Here is a 15,271-nt window from a genome sequence, read left to right as displayed (position 1 = left end):
TCAGGGACGGGACATGGTCATGGTCGATGTGGCGAGATCCGGCGGAGGTGATCCGGCTCCGGACGATGCTGGCTTCCGCGAGTGGATGATCGTCCGGGCCTCGACGCTGCGCCGAAAGGCGTTCTTGCTGTGCGGGGACTGGGCCTCGGCTGACGACTTGGTGCAGGACGTCCTCGTCGCGATGTACCCACGATGGTCGCGGATCGTCCGTGGCGGACATGTGGATGCGTACGCCAACCGCGTGCTGGTCGGGAAGCATGTCGACGCACGGCGCCGTCCGTGGCGGCGGGAACGGTCCTTCGACACCGTCCCGGACTCGGTCGACTCGGCCAGTGAGGGCGCCATCGCCGCGGTCGAGGAAGGCGACGGGCCTCTCGTGGCAGCGCTGGCCGCGCTCCCAGCGGGTCAACGCGCAGTCCTGGTCCTGAGATTCACCGACGACCTCTCCGTCGAGGGGATTGCTCAGGTCATGGGCATTCCGGCCGGCACGGTGAAGAGCCGCCTCTCCCGTGGCATCGAGAGCTTGCGGGCCCACCTCGATGCGTCAAGCGACCTCGCCGCGCGAGTGCCACCTCTCGAACCGGACCCGGCGTTCGTTCCCGTCACGGAGGACCGGTCATGAGCTCGAACCTGCAGGACCTCTTCGACGAGGTAGGTCGAAACGCGCCAGCCCCGACCCTGGACCCTGACGACGTCCTGCGCCGGGCCCGGCGCTCCCGCCATCGCCGCATCTCTGGCGTGGTGGCGGCGACCGTGGTCGTTGCCGTGGCCCTGGTGGTGGGGTTGGCGAGCCAGCGACAGCTGGGTGCGACGCCCGATCCTGCGACGCCACTCCCCACGGCGCCGGTTCTTGGGACCCTGGGCCGGCTCGCGTACGCGATCGACGGAGACGTCTACGTGGCCGACGCGCACGGCAGGAACCGGATCCGGATCGCGGACGGCACTCCCGGTGTGGACGGCAATTGTCCGGGCTATTGGGGAGAAGGACCCATCTGGTCCCCCGACGGGCGGTACCTCGCCTACCGGGGGGACCCCCTGACCGCCGGAGACACCCCGGCTCCGGACTGTCTCTGGAACCGCAACGTCACCATCAGTGACGCATCCGGCGACCGCCTCGCATCGTTCCCGGGCGACGGCTGGGCCGTCGCGTGGTCGCCCGACTCCACGCGCGTCGCTGCGTGGGTCGACTTCTACGGCGAGCACACGCTGGGCATCTATGGGCTCGACGGGGTGCGCCAGGCGCTGCTCGACGTCCCGTCGGACCTCATGACGGGAGGCGACTGGGACCCCGTGTGGTCACCCGACGGTGCGTGGCTCCTGGGCCCCGGCGGCCTGGTGATCCCGGTCGACGGCTCCCCGCCCCGGACCCTCCCGGAGGGCGACCCACGATCGTACGGTTGGTACGCGTACTCGCCCGGCGGAGCCGCCTTCGCCTACATCTCCCCGGACGGACTCGGCGTCGCGGCGGCCGATGGTTCCCGGGCTCGCGTGCTCGTCCGCGGTGGTCTCGGCAACGCGTGGTGGTCCCTGGGACCGGTGTGGTCGCCCACCGGTGATCGGATCGCCTTCGTGTCCGTCGAGAATGGGGAGAACGAGCTCGCCGTGCTCGACGTGGCGAGTGGGACCGTGGGCCCGCTGGCCGACATGGGTGGTCATGCCGACACGGTCGGTTCCATCATCACGTTCTCGCCCGAGGGTGACCGGATCCTGTTCGTGAGGAGGGATCCCACGGGTGAGAGGGGCTCACTCTGGAGCGTCAACACCGATGGCTCCGAACCCCACCGACTGGTGCCCGGGTCCGGGTGGGGCGACTGGCAGACGCTGGTCCCGACGCGCTGACGGAGCCTCACGCCTTCGAACGCCACGGGGCCATGTCGAGCCCGGGATAGCGCTGGCCCACCCCGTCGAGGGTCTCGGCGGTCCAGTAGGGGTGACCGGGGGCGGGGAACCCGAACAGCTCCAGCTGGCGCGGATCGGCCTGCTCGACGAAGTCGTACCAGTCAGGGTCGTGGCTGCGGTCGGCCCACGCGTGGCGCTGCGCCCACTCGGCAGCCGCCGGGCGGTAGTTGAGGTGCATGGAGAACCTCGCTCCGCGCGGTCGGGTGATCGCGGACCCGCGATGCACCGTCTGCGGCTGGAAGGCCACGACGGTCCCGGGCGGTCCGGTCGCCGGCACCTCCTCCCGGTACAGGTCGGGACGCCCGGCCGGGGACACGAACCCCGCCTCGGTGTCGCTGGTGTCGCGACGCGGGAAGAAGTTCGGCTTCGCGGGCAGTCCGTCCGTCGTGGCGGTCCGTGGAACCATCCGCGGTGCGCCGAGCTCGACCGTCACCTCGGAGAGGAAGACGAAGAGCTCGAGCTGGCGGTACGCCGGCGCAGTGGAGGGCGCCAGGACGGTGTGGTTGAGGTAGTCGCGGTGGAGGTCCTGCTCGTAGTCGGCCGCGCCTTCGTACTTCGCCCAGGCCTCTGCCGAGTAGAGACGGATGTCCGGTGTCCCGAGCAGCGTCGTGGCGAGCGAGACGAGGGCGTCGCAGACCGGGATCCGGTTCAGTGCGGGGCTCGCGAACGGGAAGCCGTCGATCCCGTCGAACTCGTCTCCGACGAACCGGGCGTTGCGGTCCGGGTCGGCTCCGTCGTGGAAGTCGGCCGCGGACGGGAACAGGAGTCCGAGCTCGTCGACGGCCGGGGCGAGGTCGGTGGCGGGGAGGTAGCCGGGCAGGACGACGAAGCCGTCCTCGATCCACGACCTCGTTGCGGCATGCAGGTCCATGGACCGGTTCTACGCACCGGGCGCTGCTCGCGCACCTGCTTTTCTCGCGCGCCCCGTTGGCCGCCTGACCTAGTGTCGCCGCATGGGAGCCGACGTGGTGGTCGTGGGCGCCGGCCTGTCGGGGGTCGCCTGCGCCCGCGAGCTCCGGGCGGCCGGCCTCGACACGCGCGTCCTCGACCGCGGTCGCGTTGCGGGCGGCCGGATGGCTGTCCGCACCCTGTGGGACCGTCGCGTCGACCTCGGTGCGTCCTACCTCACCGTGAGCGACCCCGGGTTCGCCGCCGTCGTCGACGACTGGTCCGCACGCGGGCTGGCCCGCGAGTGGACCGACACGTTCACGGCGCTGGGCGGAGGCACGCCGGACAGCAAGACCGGGCCGGTGCGCTGGGGAGCGCCGCACGGCCTGCGGTCGCTGGTCGAGGACCTCGCCGCCGACCTGGCCGTCGAGCGCCTGGAGGTGCACGCGCTGGCGGAGCTCGACGCGGACGCCGTCGTGCTCGCCATGCCCGACCCGCAGGCCCGCCGGCTCGTCGGCGACCACCCGGTCGCCGCGGTGCTCGACCGGGAGTGGGAGCCGGTCGTCGCCGTCGCCGGCCGGTGGTCCGACCGCACCTGGGACGGCGTCAGCCCGACCGGGCGCTTCGACGGGGCCTTCGTCAACGACGACCCCGACGTCGCCTGGATCGCCGACGACGGCCGGCGCCGCGGCGACGACGCCGCGGTGCTGGTCGCCCACTCGACGCCCGAGCTGGCCGTGCGCCACCTCGACCACCCGGCCGGCGCCGCACCGGCGGTGCTGCATGCCGTCCGGAGGCTCCTCGACATCGGCGAGCCGCAGGACGTCCACGTCCACCGCTGGACCTTCGCCCGTCCGACGGGTCGGCGCGAGGAGCCCTACGCCCTCGTCGACGGCGACCGCCCGGTCGGGGTGTGCGGCGACGGGTGGGGCGAGACGCCCAAGGTCGAGACCGCCTGGCTCTCCGGCGTACGCCTGGGGCGCGCGCTCGCCGCGCGGCTCACGTGACCGCCAGCACCGCCAGGTCGCGCTCGGCGTATAGCCGGTGCTCCCACTCCTCGTTGAGGACGACGCGCAGGCAGTCGGCGACGGTGAGCCCGGTGGCATCGGCGAGGAACGGCGTGGCCGAGGAGACCGGTCGGCCCAACCCGGCGTCGGTCAGCCCGTCGAGCACCTCCGCCACGGTCGCGCGGCGCTGGCGACGCAGGGCCATGACCTCGTGCAGCTCGGGCCGCACCCGCCGGGCCCAGGGCACTCCCTCGTGCTGGGGCGCCTCGTCCCAGGGCAGGTCGAGCGGGTGCCAGGGCGAAGGGTCGGCGAGCACCACGCCGCCCACCCAGCACGCGTGCGCGAACCCGAGGTGGCGGAGGGTCTCGATGAAGGACCACTCGCCCTCGACCTGCTCGTGCAGCCGCTCGGCGGACACGGCCCGGGCGTGCCCCATCGTCTCGCCCCACAGCCGGTCGAGGACGGCGAACGCCTCCTGGAAGCCGGCGACGTCGGTCGGCGCCATCAGCGCGCGCTCGGGCATCCGCCGGTTGAGCTCGGCCTCCACGAGCGGGACGACGTCGACCCCGTTGACCACGAGTCGCAGGACCTCGCCGCTGATCTCCATGTCGGGGATCTCGACGCCGGTCATCCGGACGCCGTCGAAGTACGCCGCCCGCACGCGGGTGCGGCTCAGGTCGACCTCGCGGACGTCCAGGCCGCTCATGTCGGCGCCCCGGAACGTGCTGCCCGAGAGATCCACCCGCTGGAAGCTCGAACCGGAGAGGTCCTGCTCGGTGAAGTCGGTCATCCGGGCAGACTAAAGGGCGATGCGGACGATCCGGGACCGGTTCGATGATGGCGGCATGACCGATGCACCCCGCACGCCCGGCACCGTCGCGGTCCCCGGCGCAGTCCTGTCCTTCGACGTCGTCGGCGACCTCGCCGACGCGACTCCCGACAGGCCGCCGCTGGTCCTGGCCGGATCACCGATGGACAGCACCGGCTTCGGCAGCCTCGTGGCCCGGCTCGACGACCGGGTGCTCGTCCTGACCGACCCGCGCAACGTCGGGCGCAGCACGCGCGAGGACGACACGGCGGCGGTGACGCCGGAGCAGCACGCCGACGACCTGCACGCCCTCGTCGAGGCACTGGGGGTCGGACCGGTCGACCTGTTCGCCACGTCCGGTGCCGCCGTCAACTCCCTCTTCCTGGTCGCCGCGCACCCCGACGACGTACGAGTCCTGGTGGCGCACGAGCCGCCGATGGCCGCGCTGCTGCCCGACGGCGCCGCCATCGGCCGGGCGTGCGACGACCTGGTCGCGGCCTACGACGCCGCGGGCATCGGCCCCGGGATGGCCCGCTTCATCAGCCTCGTGATGCACCGCGGCGAGTGGACGGGCGACGAGCCGGTCCCGGACCCTGCGGCGTTCGGCCTGCCGGCCGAGGACGACGGCTCTCGCAACGACGGCCTCATGGCCAACATGCGCGGCGAGGGATGCACCCGCGTCCCGGACCTCGCCGCCGTCCGGGACGCGTCGACCACCGTCCTCATCGGCGTCGGGGAGGAGTCGGGAGGCCCGACGGACGGGGAGATCGCGGGGCGCGCCGGGTACGCCGTCGCGCGGGAGCTGGGCGTCGAGCCTGTGGTCTTCCCCGGCGGCCACAACGGGTTCCTCGGCGGCGAGTACGGACAGACCGGCAAGCCGGACGAGTTCGCGGCGACGTTGCGCGGCGTGCTCGGCGGCTAAGCACAGTAAGTCGCCTAAAATAGTCGTCAATTGACGACGAGGAGCCATGATGACCATCACCGACCGCGCGCAGGACACCGGCTGGAACCAGCGCTACGGCGCGACCGAGGAGCCCGACCACACCGAGGTGCCCGACGTGGTCCGGCTCCAGCTCGCCCACCGCTCGGTGCGCCGGTTCCTGCCGGGTGAGGTCTCCGACGACGAGCTGCGGACGCTCGTCGCGGCGGCGCAGTCCGCCCCGACGTCCTCCAACCTCCAGCCGTGGAGCGTCGTCGCGGTGCGCGACCCTCAGCGCCGCCGTCGGCTCTCCACGCTTGCCGCGCGGCAGCAGTTCGTCGCCGAGGCCCCGCTCCTGCTGGTCTGGGTCGCCGACCTCGGTCGCGCCCGCCGGCTCGCTGAGCGCCGTGGGCACAAGCTCGAGGCCGCCGACTACCTCGAGACCGCGCTCATCGGGTTCATCGACGTCGCGCTCGCCGCCCAGAACGCCGTCGTCGCCGCGGAGTCACTCGGCCTCGGCAGCTGCTTCGTCGGCGCGATACGCAACAACCCCGAGGACGTCGCCGCGGAGCTCGGGCTCCCGGCCCACGCCGTCGCCGCGTTCGGCCTCGCCGTCGGGCGTCCCGACCCGGCCGAGCACGCCGGCGTGAAGCCGCGGCTCCCGCAGGAGGCGGTGCTGCACCAGGAGACGTACGACGCCGAGCGCGCCGACGCCCAGCTCACGGCGTACGACGAGCGGCTCACCCACTACAACGAGAGGTACGGGCTGGTGGGCGGCTGGACCGACCGCGTCCTCACCCGGCTCGCGGGACCGGAGTCGATGGCCGGGCGGCACCGCCTGCGCGAGGCGCTCGAGCAGCTGGGGCTGCCGGTCCGCTGAGGCGGGCCGACGAGGTGGCTACCAGGTGAGCTCGATCTCGATCTCGTTGTCGTCGCCGAGCTCGACCTCGACCTTGAGCCGCACCTCGTCGGGCACGGCCACCGTGACGCGGCCGCCCTCGCGGGAGAACTCCACCGAGTTGTGCTTGGCGAGCGAGTCGGCGAGGGCGCGCAGCCGGGCAGCGGCCTCCTCGCGGGTCATGGTCTGGGTCTCGTCCATCTCGAAAAGGTCCATGCCCCGAACGTAGACGATCGCCACCAACTGCCTACAGGCCCAGCATCCGCCCGATGATCTCCTTCTGGATCTCGGTCGTGCCGCCGTAGATCGTCTGGATCCGCGAGTCGGTGTAGGCCTTGGAGATCGGGTACTCGTCCATGTAGCCGTAGCCGCCGTGCAGCTGAACGCCGGCGTCGACGACCCGCTTCTGCAGCTCGGTGGTCCACCACTTCGCCATCGACGCCAGCGCTGTGTCGACCTCTCCGGCGTTGAGCCGCAGCACGCAGTCGTTGATGAAGACCCGCGCGATGTGCGCCTCGGTGGCCATCTCGGCCAGCACGAAGCGGTTGTGCTGGAACTTCCCGATCGGCTTGCCGAACGCCTCCCGCTCCTTGGCGTACGCCAGGCACAGGTCGAGGACGTGCTCGATCGCGGCGACGGCGATGCAGCCGATCGAGATGCGCTCCTGGGGGAGGTTCTCCATCAGTGACACGAACCCGGAACCCTCCGCGCCGAGCAGGTTCTCCTTCGGCACCCGTACGTCGGTGAAGGACAGCTCGGCGGTGTCCTGGGCGTGCAGCCCCATCTTGGCGAGGTTGCGGCCGCGCTCGAAGCCCTCCATGCCTCGCTCGACGACGAGCAGCGAGATGCCCTGGTGTCCCGCGTCGGGGTCGGTCCGGCAGACCACGACGACCAGGTCGGACAGGATCCCGTTGGAGATGAAGGTCTTCGACCCGTTGAGCACGTAGTGGTCGCCGGCGTCCACCGCCGTCGTACGGATGCCCTGCAGGTCGGACCCGGCACCGGGCTCGGTCATCGCGATGGCGGTGACCAGGTCGCCGGAGACGCAGCCCGGCAGCCACCGCTGCTTCTGCTCCTCCGTCCCGAGCGAGGAGATGTAGGGGACGATGATGTCGGTGTGCACGGCGAAGCCGGGCCCGGAGGCTCCGGCCCGCGCCGACTCCTCGGCGAGCACCATGTTGTAGCGGAAGTCCTTGATCCCCGGCCCGCCGTAGGCCTCGTCGACGTCGAAGCACAGCAGCCCGCGCTCGCCGGCCCTGCGCCAGACCTCGCGGTCGACGATGCCTGCCTGCTCCCAGGCGGCGTGGTGGGGCGCCACCTCCTTCTCGAAGAAGGCGCGGGCCACGGCGCGGAAGTCCTCGTGCTCCTGCTCGAGGATGCTGGGGCGGTCAGGCATGGTTCCTCCGATCGGTCGGGGTGGTGGACCTCCCCGACGGGGCGAGGCAACGCCGGTGCGGCGTGCCTACGTTGGCGGCATGACTCTCATCAGCACGGCCGTGCGCGCCACCCACCTCGTCACGAACGCCGCGTGGTTCGGCGGCTCGCTGATGGGGGCGGTCGGGCTCAACCAGGCCGCGCGCGAGCCCGACACCGAGCAGGAGCGGGTCGAGGTCTCGGGGACCGGCTGGGAGCGGTGGGGTCCGGTGCAGGGCGCCGCGATCGGGCTGCACCTGCTGAGCGGGATCGCGATCCTCGCCGACAACCGCAACCGCGTGGCGTCGCACCCGCCGACCACCGCGTCCGTGGTGGCCAAGACGGCGCTCACCGGGGCTGCCGTGGCCGCGTCCGCGGCGGCGTACGTCTACGGGCAACGCCTCGGCGACGCGAGCGGGGAGGACGGCCACCCCCGGGAGCCCGAGGTCGCCGAGGACGCCCGCGGCAAGCTGGCGTGGCTGCAGTGGGCGACGCCGGCGCTCACCGGCGCGCTGCTGATCCTCGACGCCCAGCTCGGTGAGCAGCAGCGAGGCAGGGCGGGCTTGCTCGACCGGCCCTGGTGAACACCCTGGTGGACGTCGCGTCATGACGCCGACCTGTTGAGCGCGTCGAGCATCGTGGTCGGCCCGAGGTCCTCGAGCCGGTAGCCGTGCGGGTAGCTGGTCGGCCGGTGGGCGTACGCCGTCCGGCGTGGGGGAGCGAGCCGCAGCAGCCGCCCGCGTGCCCGCAACCCGCCGCGCACCGCCCGGACGAGCCACCGCGGCTGGCGCGGCAGGCCGAGCGCCTCGCGCAGCGGCTCGTCCATGACCGCGATGGTGACGCGCCGCAGCAGGGGTCGCAGCGGCGCCGGCGCGACCTCCTTCGCGATCCGGATCGATGCCTCGGCCAGCCGGGTGGCCTCCGGGGTGTGGGCGAAGTGGCGGCGCTCGTAGTCGACGAGCAGCGCCAGGTACCCGTCGTACGTCGTGGGCAGGCCCTTGATCCCCATCAGCTCGCCGAAGCGGGTGGTCACCTTCGTGATCGCGGCGAGCTCGTGGTCGTCGAGGCGGCGCCAGCCGTAGGCCTCGATCCAGCGGACGGGGCCGACGATGGTGGTGGCGAGGACGTAGGCGAGCTCGTGGTCGGGGATGTCGTAGTGGCCGTGGATGCGGTTGAGCCGGCGCAGTGCGGCGTAGGAGCGCGGTGAGTCGATGCCGTCGAGGGTGGCCTCGTCGCCGATGAGGATGGTGTCGTCGTAGCGCTTGGTGCCGTGGTCCTCGAACTCCCGCGTGCGATCGAGGACGGCGGCGATCGAGGGGACGCCGTAGTCGCGCATGAAGGCGATGCCGGTGCCCTGCGTGTAGTCCCACGGGAACTCGAGGCGGGCGGTCAGCCGCAGGATCTCGTCGTGGTCGACCTCCGGGTCCAGGGACCGGATCCGGCGCAGGTTGGCGTAGCGGCCCGGGGCGTGCACGAGGCTCAGGACACCCATTCCTTCACCTGCGCCACGGTGGCGGCCGGATCCTCCGAGACGGGCGTGATGTTGAGGTCGGTGACCCCGGCCTCCCTGAAGGCGGCGATGCGCTCCCGGACGTACGACGCCGGGCCGACGAGGTTGGCGGCCTCGAGCCACTCGGTCGGGACGAGCGCCTCGGCCTCCCGCTTCTTGCCGGAGAGGTAGAGGTCCTGGATCTCCTCCGCCTCCTTCTCGTACCCGTAGGACCGCGCGACGTCGTTGTAGAAGTTCTTGCCCTTGGCGCCCATGCCGCCGACGTAGAGGGCGAAGATCGGGCGCGCGAAGTCGAGCAGCGACTTGGTGTCGGGGCCCTCGCCGATGGCCACCATGCCGCCGGCCATCACCTGCAGGGGACCGAGGCCCTCCTGTCGCCTGGCGTTGCCGGCCGCGAGGGCGTCACCCCAGACGAGGTGTGCCTTCTCGGGGTGGAAGAGGTGCGGGATCCAGCCGTCGGCGATCTCGGCGGTCTGCGCGACGTTCTTCGGGCCCAGTGCGGCGATCCAGATCGGGATGCTGTCGCGCTCGGGCCGGGTGAGCAGCTTGAGCGGCTTGCCGAGGCCGGTGACGGCGCCGTCCTCCTTGGTCAGTGGCAGGTGGAACTCGCCGTCGGCCGACAGCGGCTCGCGCCTGAGGCCGCGGCGGATGATGTCGACGACCTCGGCGGTGCGCGCCATCGGCTTGCGGTAGGGCACCCCGTGGAAGCCCTCGACCACCTGCGGCCCGCTCACCCCGAGACCCAGGATCGCCCGGCCCTGGCTGACGTTGTCCAGCCCGGCCGCGGTCTGGAGCAGGGCGCCCGGGGTGCGTGAGTAGATGTTGAGGATGCCCGAGCCGATCTTCACGGTCTCGGTCGTGGCGGCCAGGTAGCCCATCAGCGTGGGGGCGTCGAAGCCGTAGGCCTCCGCGACCCACACGCTGTCGAGTCCCGCCCGCTCCAGGGCGACCACCTCGTCGGCGGCCTTGCGCGGGTTGCCGTCGTACATCAGCAGGGTGGCGAGACGCATGCGACAACTGTGACAGTGGCACTGTCACGATGGCAAGGGTGTCAGTCCTGCGGGCAGACGGACTGGTACGGCTGGGCCGGAAGGACCTGGGTCCACTCCTCCTCCGTCAGGTCGCGGCCGGCCATCTGGCAGGCGAAGTCGAGGGCCCGGTCGACCTCGGTGTCCCACCTGTAGGTCGACCCGTCGTGGGACGCGATCGCCACGTCGCGGGTGTCGCCGATGAACTGGGTGCTGCTCGGGGTCGGTTCGCCGTGGTGGGGCGGGTACACGGTGCCGAGGAGGTCCAGCGTCGCGGCGTCCCACAGACTGGCGCCGCCGTCGCTCGCGCCCGAGACCAGCAGCTCTCCGTCGTCGGAGTAGCTGAGCGAGACCAGCGGGGCGCCCAGGCTGGTGGATCGCCGTTGCGCTCCGGACGCGATGTCGATGACGACGATTTCGCCGGTGTCACCCCCCACCGCGACCGTCGATCCGTCCGGGGAGGCCACCGAGGCGGCCGGGAACACGTCGACGTTCCCCTCGGACGTCACGTCCCCCGTGTCGACGTCGATCACCTGCCAGTGGGCGGAGATGCCGTCCCCCGAACTCGCGTAGACCATCGCGGTGCTCCCGGGGCCACCGATCGGGGTGGCGCAGCAGGAGGGCGGAACGTCCAACGGTTCGTCGCGAGACCGCAGGGTCTCGGCGTCGACGACGTGGGGCGGCCCGTCCCAGGTGCCTGCGAACAGGCTGCGGCCCTCGTCGACGTACGCGAGCGAGTTGAGCTCGCCTCCGACGACCTTCCGCTTCACGATGAGCTCGCCCGTGGTGGGGTCGAGGAGACGGGCGGCGCCCGAGTCCGGGCACGCCTCGCAGCGTGCGGCGTACAGCCTGCCTTCGGGATGCCAGGCCCCGAGGGACCACGGGTCCTTGCTCGTCCGGAGGCGCCCCGGGGGTGTGATGGCTCCGGTGACGAGGTCCGCGAACCTGACCCACCCCTTGCCGGTGTCGTCGGTCCAGCTGAAGACCACCTGCTGTCCGTTGGGGGAGATCTCGGCGTGCGCGAATGCCGTGGAGCCACCGACCTGGCTCGTCCTCTGCAGGTACGTGTTCTGCAGCGACAGGTCCCACGTGCGCAACATCGAGTCGCCGCCCCCGCCGTAGACCAGGTCATGGTCCGGACTGAAACCGACGCCCCACGGATCGAAGGTGTCCCAGCCCTCCAGTCGCCGGCCGGTTGCTGCGTCCCAGACGATGAGCTGACCGTCGCGTGAGCTCGAGCCCACGAGTGTGTCGTCGTGCGAGAACAGGATGTCCGGGGAGACGGCCTCCCGGTGTCCTCGAAGCGTGGCAACGGTGTTGCCCTCGGCCGTGCCCACCAACAACCCGTCTCCGTCGTTCCCGCCGTCGAGGGCCAGGACGGTCCCCGCGGTGTTGATGTCGACGCCCAGGAACGCCGTGATGTCGCTGCGCCGCCAGATCCGCGTGCCTGACGCCACCCGATAGGCCGACAGCGGCGCGGATGTGTACAGGGTGCTGCCGTCCGGGCTGAGAGCAATGCCCTGGGCCGCGGTCCCGGTGGGTACGCGAACGGGCGGCGTGGACGGCGAGCGCAGGTCCCACACGGCAACGTAGGTCGGCGCGGCGACCCCGGCTCGTTCCTGCTCCGGCACTGTCTCGAGGGAGGCCGCGAGATAGCGTCCGTCCTCACTGAACTGGACGTCGGACCCGATCGCCGGTTGCCGTCCGGGGGAGGACAGTCTCGTGGCCGTCGGTTGCATGGTGTCGGGATCCAGGAGGCGCACTGGATCCGTGGACTCCACTGACTCCAGGACGACCGCGAGCTGCCTGCTGTCCGGGCTGAACGATCCCATGATCCACGCCTGCCCGGCGCGCGGCGGACGGCCTGCGTCGTAGCTTCGCAGCAGGCGACTGGTGGAGGCGTCGTAGAGGTGCATCCAGTTGGCCTCGTCGGATGCGGCGATCCAGCGGCCGTCGGGACTGACGCTCAGGCCCTCCATGTAGCTGCCGCCGGGCGGCGCCGACCGGACCAGGTGTGGGCGCATGGAGAGCGCGGTCATCAGGTTCGTCCGGGTCTCCGGCGAGTCCTCGAGTCGAGCACCCGCGACCGCGAGCAGCAGCGAGAGGCTGATGTCGTCGGTGAGCTGCGACCGGAGCCCGACCCGCCGAGCGTCCGCGGAGACGGCCGCCCGTTCGGCACGTCCGGCGTTCTGGTTGGCGCGGTCGGACTGGACCGCGGCGAACCCGCCGGCGACGAGCGCGAGCGCGAGGAGGACGACTGCACCGCCGAGCACGATCCGCAGCCGGCGGATCAGGCGAGCCTGCGTCCGGGCCCGATCGGCGGCGGTCTGTTCCTCGAGCTCGGCGACGGTGCGTGCCCGCTCGAGGAACTCCCGCTCGGCGTCGGTGAGCGCGCTGTCCGTGCGGGACTGCCAATCCAGCACGCGGGTCAGGCGTACCCCGCGGTAGAGCTCGCTGTCCGGGCGGCCGAGGGTGTCCCATGCGTCCGCTGCGCCGCTGAGGTGGTGACGGATGCGCTGGCCCTCGACGTCGTCGTCGAGCCAGCCGCGCAGGCGTGGCCAGGCTCGCGCCAGCGCCTCGTGGGTGATCTCGAGGACGCCCGCGTCGCTGGTCACCAGCCGGGCGTCGACGAGCATCGCGACGAGCTGCTCGTGAGGCTCGTCGGCCGCGATCAGCCGGCGCGGGACCTGGGTGCGGACTGCCTCACCCTCGCCACCGGGGGAGACCAGGCGCAGCAGCAGGTCGCGCAGCAGGTGACGCTGGTCAGGGGGCGTGCTGCCGTAGAGCTGTTCGGCGGACTGGGCGACAGCACCATGGATCCCGCCGCTGGCGTGGTACCCGTCGACGGTCATCGTGTTGCCCTCGCGGCGCCGCCAGGTCTCCTGCAGGGCGTGCGATAGGAGTGGAAGTGCCCCGGGGTCGTCACGGACCTCGCGCACGAGGAGGTCCACCAGGCCGGGCTGGAGGACCAGCCCCGCCATCAGGGCCGGGCCGGTGATGGCCTCACGGAGTGCGGCCTCGTCCAACGCCCCGACGAGCTGGAGTGACCGCTCGACCAGGCGGCTGAACTCCGGGTGCTCGGTGACCTGCGTCAGCCGGTCGCCGCGCAAGGTCACGACGACCGGCCGCCTGGCGACCTCCCGGGCCAGCCGGTCGAGGAACTCCCTGCGCTCGTCAGGGTCGTCACAGAGGGTGAACACCTCCTCGGTCTGGTCGACTGCGAGGACCGTGCGTTCGTCGGCGCCCTCCGGCAGAGCGGTGAGGGCGTCGAGCGGACGCGCGGTGGGCGTGACGAGGACGATCGAGCGTCCCCGGTCGCGGAGCACGGCCAGCACCCCCGCGCGCATGATTGACGACTTCCCAGAGCCTGATGGGCCGACCAGCGCGGCGAAGGAGCCCGCCGCGAGGAGGTCGAGGCACGCCTGCACGTCACGCGAGCGGCCGAAGAACCGGTCGGCGTCGTCGACGTCGTACGCCTTGAGGCCCTGCCACGGGCACTCACCGTTGCCCGTGCGGGGCTGCGGCGCCATGAGGCTCGGGTCCTGGTTCAGGATCGATTGCTCCAGCGCGCCCATCTCCGGCGAGGGATCGATCCCGAGCTCGCGTGCCAGGACGGTCCGCAGCTGGCGCAGGGAGCGCAGGGCCTCACCCTGGGCGCCGGTCTGGTACTGCGCGAGGACGAGCAGCTCCCATCGGCGCTCCCGCAGCGGAGTCGCCCGCACGAGGGCGTGGGCATCCGAGAGCGCCTCACGTGCCCTGCCGCTGCGCAGCATCGCGTCGACGTGCATCTCCTGTGCCTCCAGGCGCAGCTCGTCCAGCCGCCCGGCCTCCCGGCGGGCCGGCGGCCACTCCGTGAGGTCGGCGAAGGCTGCGCCGCGCCACTGGGCGAGGGCCTGCTCGAGCTGGAACGCCACCCTGTCGGTCTCGCCCGCCGCGAGGAGTGCGCGGGCCCGGTGCACGCGCGCCTCGAAGTCGTGGGCGTCGAGGTCGTCGGGTGGCACGGCCAGCACGTAGCCGTGGGGCGAGGTCTCGATCGCCTGCGTGCCGAGCACCTTGCGGAGCCGGACGATGCAGGACTGGAGGTTCTTGTGCGCCGACGCCGGTGGCCGCTCGCCCCAGACAGCGTCGACCAGCTCGTCCGCCCGCACCGGCTGCCCCAACCGCGTGGCCAGGGCTTGCAGTACGACTCGGTCGTGGGGGCCGAGACGGCCCGGTCCGTCCACGGTCAGCGGACCAAGGACGTTGATCCCCACCCCGCCAGAGTGATCGGCCTCGGGAGGCGGGTCAACGGGACGTGTACCCGGGCTATACCGCGCGTGCGCCCGTCCTGTACCGGGTCGTGGGCCACTGGGCACCTCGAGCCGTCCGGCCCGGGGGACCCAGGTCAGGAGACCACCATGAACCACATCAGGAACGTCATCGTCGCACTGGCCGCCGCTGCTGCCCTCAGCCTCGTCGCCGGCTGCGGTGCCCTTGACGCACCCGCCCAGGACATCAGTGGCCCGGGCGAGGGCACGAGTGACACCCCGGCGCCGGAGGGCCCGGTCAGGACCAACCTCCACCGGCTCGACTTCGGGGACGGCGAGGCCGCCCCGCCCGCGCAGCCCGAGACGACACGGGACGCCAACCTGTCTCGCCTCGACTTCAACGACAACGGCCTCGGCTGACCGCACCGGAGATGGTGATGAGCTCCTACTCGATCGGCGCGGACTCGCCGCGCTGGTGGTGGCTCCCGGCTGCCGCCGGCGCGGCGGGGGCCGCAGCGATCGCCGCGATCCTGGTCCTGCCGGCCGACAGTGCCTCGCCACCCGAGAGGGTCACCCCGCATGACATTCCTCAGCCCGCGGGTGATTCGCGGTTCTCCAGGATCGACCCGGGCGCGGGTCCCCCGTGCTTCAGAC

General features: G+C 72.1%; 15 protein-coding genes. 7 read left to right on the top strand and 8 right to left on the bottom strand.

Going from position 1 to position 15,271, the window contains the following annotated elements; all coding sequences use genetic code 11:
- The first annotated feature begins 13 nt into the window (after positions 1-13).
- Both JOD65_RS20610 and JOD65_RS20605 read left to right on the top strand, forming a co-directional pair.
- A complete protein-coding gene (locus JOD65_RS20610; protein ID WP_191194756.1) occupies positions 14-622 on the top strand; it encodes a SigE family RNA polymerase sigma factor in 609 nt (202 codons plus the stop codon).
- Complete coding sequence (locus tag JOD65_RS20605; RefSeq protein ID WP_191194757.1) at positions 619-1,839, top strand: beta-propeller domain-containing protein; 1,221 nt, start codon at positions 619-621, stop codon at positions 1,837-1,839. Before JOD65_RS20610 ends, JOD65_RS20605 begins: the two co-directional genes overlap by 4 nt.
- Positions 1,840-1,846: 7 nt before the next feature.
- Here JOD65_RS20605 and JOD65_RS20600 read toward each other — a convergent pair whose 3' ends face one another.
- Positions 1,847-2,770, bottom strand: a complete 924-nt coding sequence (locus JOD65_RS20600; protein ID WP_191194758.1) for a phytanoyl-CoA dioxygenase family protein — start codon at positions 2,768-2,770, stop codon at positions 1,847-1,849.
- Positions 2,771-2,852: 82 nt separating this feature from the next.
- On the opposite strand from JOD65_RS20600, the gene JOD65_RS20595 reads away from it, so the two are divergent.
- The gene (locus JOD65_RS20595) at positions 2,853-3,794 is read left to right on the top strand and encodes an NAD(P)/FAD-dependent oxidoreductase (protein ID WP_191194759.1); all 942 of its coding nucleotides are present in this window, start codon (positions 2,853-2,855) and stop codon (positions 3,792-3,794) included.
- On the opposite strand, the gene JOD65_RS20590 is transcribed toward JOD65_RS20595, so the two are convergent.
- Positions 3,787-4,584, bottom strand: coding sequence for a DinB family protein (locus tag JOD65_RS20590; protein WP_191194760.1), 798 nt, complete (start codon positions 4,582-4,584; stop codon positions 3,787-3,789). The two genes, JOD65_RS20595 and JOD65_RS20590, sit on opposite strands and share 8 nt — an antisense overlap.
- A gap of 55 nt (positions 4,585-4,639) precedes the next feature.
- On the opposite strand from JOD65_RS20590, the gene JOD65_RS20585 reads away from it, so the two are divergent.
- Positions 4,640-5,524 (top strand): alpha/beta fold hydrolase, encoded by an 885-nt coding sequence (locus JOD65_RS20585; protein ID WP_191194761.1) that lies wholly within the window; start codon positions 4,640-4,642, stop codon positions 5,522-5,524.
- Positions 5,525-5,573: 49 nt separating this feature from the next.
- A complete protein-coding gene (locus JOD65_RS20580; RefSeq protein ID WP_191194762.1) occupies positions 5,574-6,401 on the top strand; it encodes an NADPH-dependent oxidoreductase in 828 nt (275 codons plus the stop codon).
- Between the two features lie 18 nt (positions 6,402-6,419).
- On the opposite strand, the gene JOD65_RS20575 is transcribed toward JOD65_RS20580, so the two are convergent.
- Together JOD65_RS20575 and JOD65_RS20570 are read right to left on the bottom strand one after the other, a co-directional pair.
- Positions 6,420-6,635 carry an amphi-Trp domain-containing protein gene (locus tag JOD65_RS20575; protein WP_191194763.1) on the bottom strand — a complete coding sequence of 72 codons (216 nt, stop codon included), beginning with the start codon at positions 6,633-6,635 and terminating at the stop codon, positions 6,420-6,422.
- A gap of 31 nt (positions 6,636-6,666) precedes the next feature.
- On the bottom strand, positions 6,667-7,815 hold the full coding sequence (locus tag JOD65_RS20570; RefSeq protein WP_191194764.1) for an acyl-CoA dehydrogenase family protein: 1,149 nt from the start codon (positions 7,813-7,815) through the stop codon (positions 6,667-6,669).
- A 79-nt stretch (positions 7,816-7,894) separates the two neighbouring features.
- Between JOD65_RS20570 and JOD65_RS20565 the strand changes: the two genes are divergently transcribed.
- Positions 7,895-8,416, top strand: a complete 522-nt coding sequence (locus JOD65_RS20565) for a hypothetical protein (RefSeq protein WP_191194765.1) — start codon at positions 7,895-7,897, stop codon at positions 8,414-8,416.
- Positions 8,417-8,436: 20 nt separating this feature from the next.
- Here JOD65_RS20565 and JOD65_RS20560 read toward each other — a convergent pair whose 3' ends face one another.
- Genes JOD65_RS20560 through JOD65_RS20550 form a run of 3 tightly spaced genes read right to left on the bottom strand, consistent with a single transcriptional unit; the run spans position 8,437 to position 14,623 of the window.
- Positions 8,437-9,324 carry an oxygenase MpaB family protein gene (locus tag JOD65_RS20560; RefSeq protein ID WP_191194766.1) on the bottom strand — a complete coding sequence of 296 codons (888 nt, stop codon included), beginning with the start codon at positions 9,322-9,324 and terminating at the stop codon, positions 8,437-8,439.
- A complete protein-coding gene (locus tag JOD65_RS20555) occupies positions 9,312-10,352 on the bottom strand; it encodes an LLM class F420-dependent oxidoreductase (RefSeq protein WP_191194767.1) in 1,041 nt (346 codons plus the stop codon). Before JOD65_RS20555 ends, JOD65_RS20560 begins: the two co-directional genes overlap by 13 nt.
- A 41-nt stretch (positions 10,353-10,393) precedes the next feature.
- Complete coding sequence (locus tag JOD65_RS20550) at positions 10,394-14,623, bottom strand: nSTAND1 domain-containing NTPase (RefSeq protein WP_191194768.1); 4,230 nt, start codon at positions 14,621-14,623, stop codon at positions 10,394-10,396.
- A 144-nt stretch (positions 14,624-14,767) separates the two neighbouring features.
- On the opposite strand from JOD65_RS20550, the gene JOD65_RS20545 reads away from it, so the two are divergent.
- Positions 14,768-15,037 carry a hypothetical protein gene (locus tag JOD65_RS20545; protein WP_191194769.1) on the top strand — a complete coding sequence of 90 codons (270 nt, stop codon included), beginning with the start codon at positions 14,768-14,770 and terminating at the stop codon, positions 15,035-15,037.
- Between the two features lie 25 nt (positions 15,038-15,062).
- Here the strand turns inward: JOD65_RS20545 and JOD65_RS23850 are convergent, their stop codons facing one another.
- Positions 15,063-15,191, bottom strand: a complete 129-nt coding sequence (locus JOD65_RS23850) for a hypothetical protein (RefSeq protein WP_263575291.1) — start codon at positions 15,189-15,191, stop codon at positions 15,063-15,065.
- Positions 15,192-15,271: the final 80 nt, after the last annotated feature.

It is taken from the genome of Nocardioides cavernae, from assembly GCF_016907475.1.
GTDB lineage: Bacteria > Actinomycetota > Actinomycetes > Propionibacteriales > Nocardioidaceae > Nocardioides > Nocardioides cavernae.
This window is presented reverse-complemented; position numbering and strand designations above follow the sequence as displayed.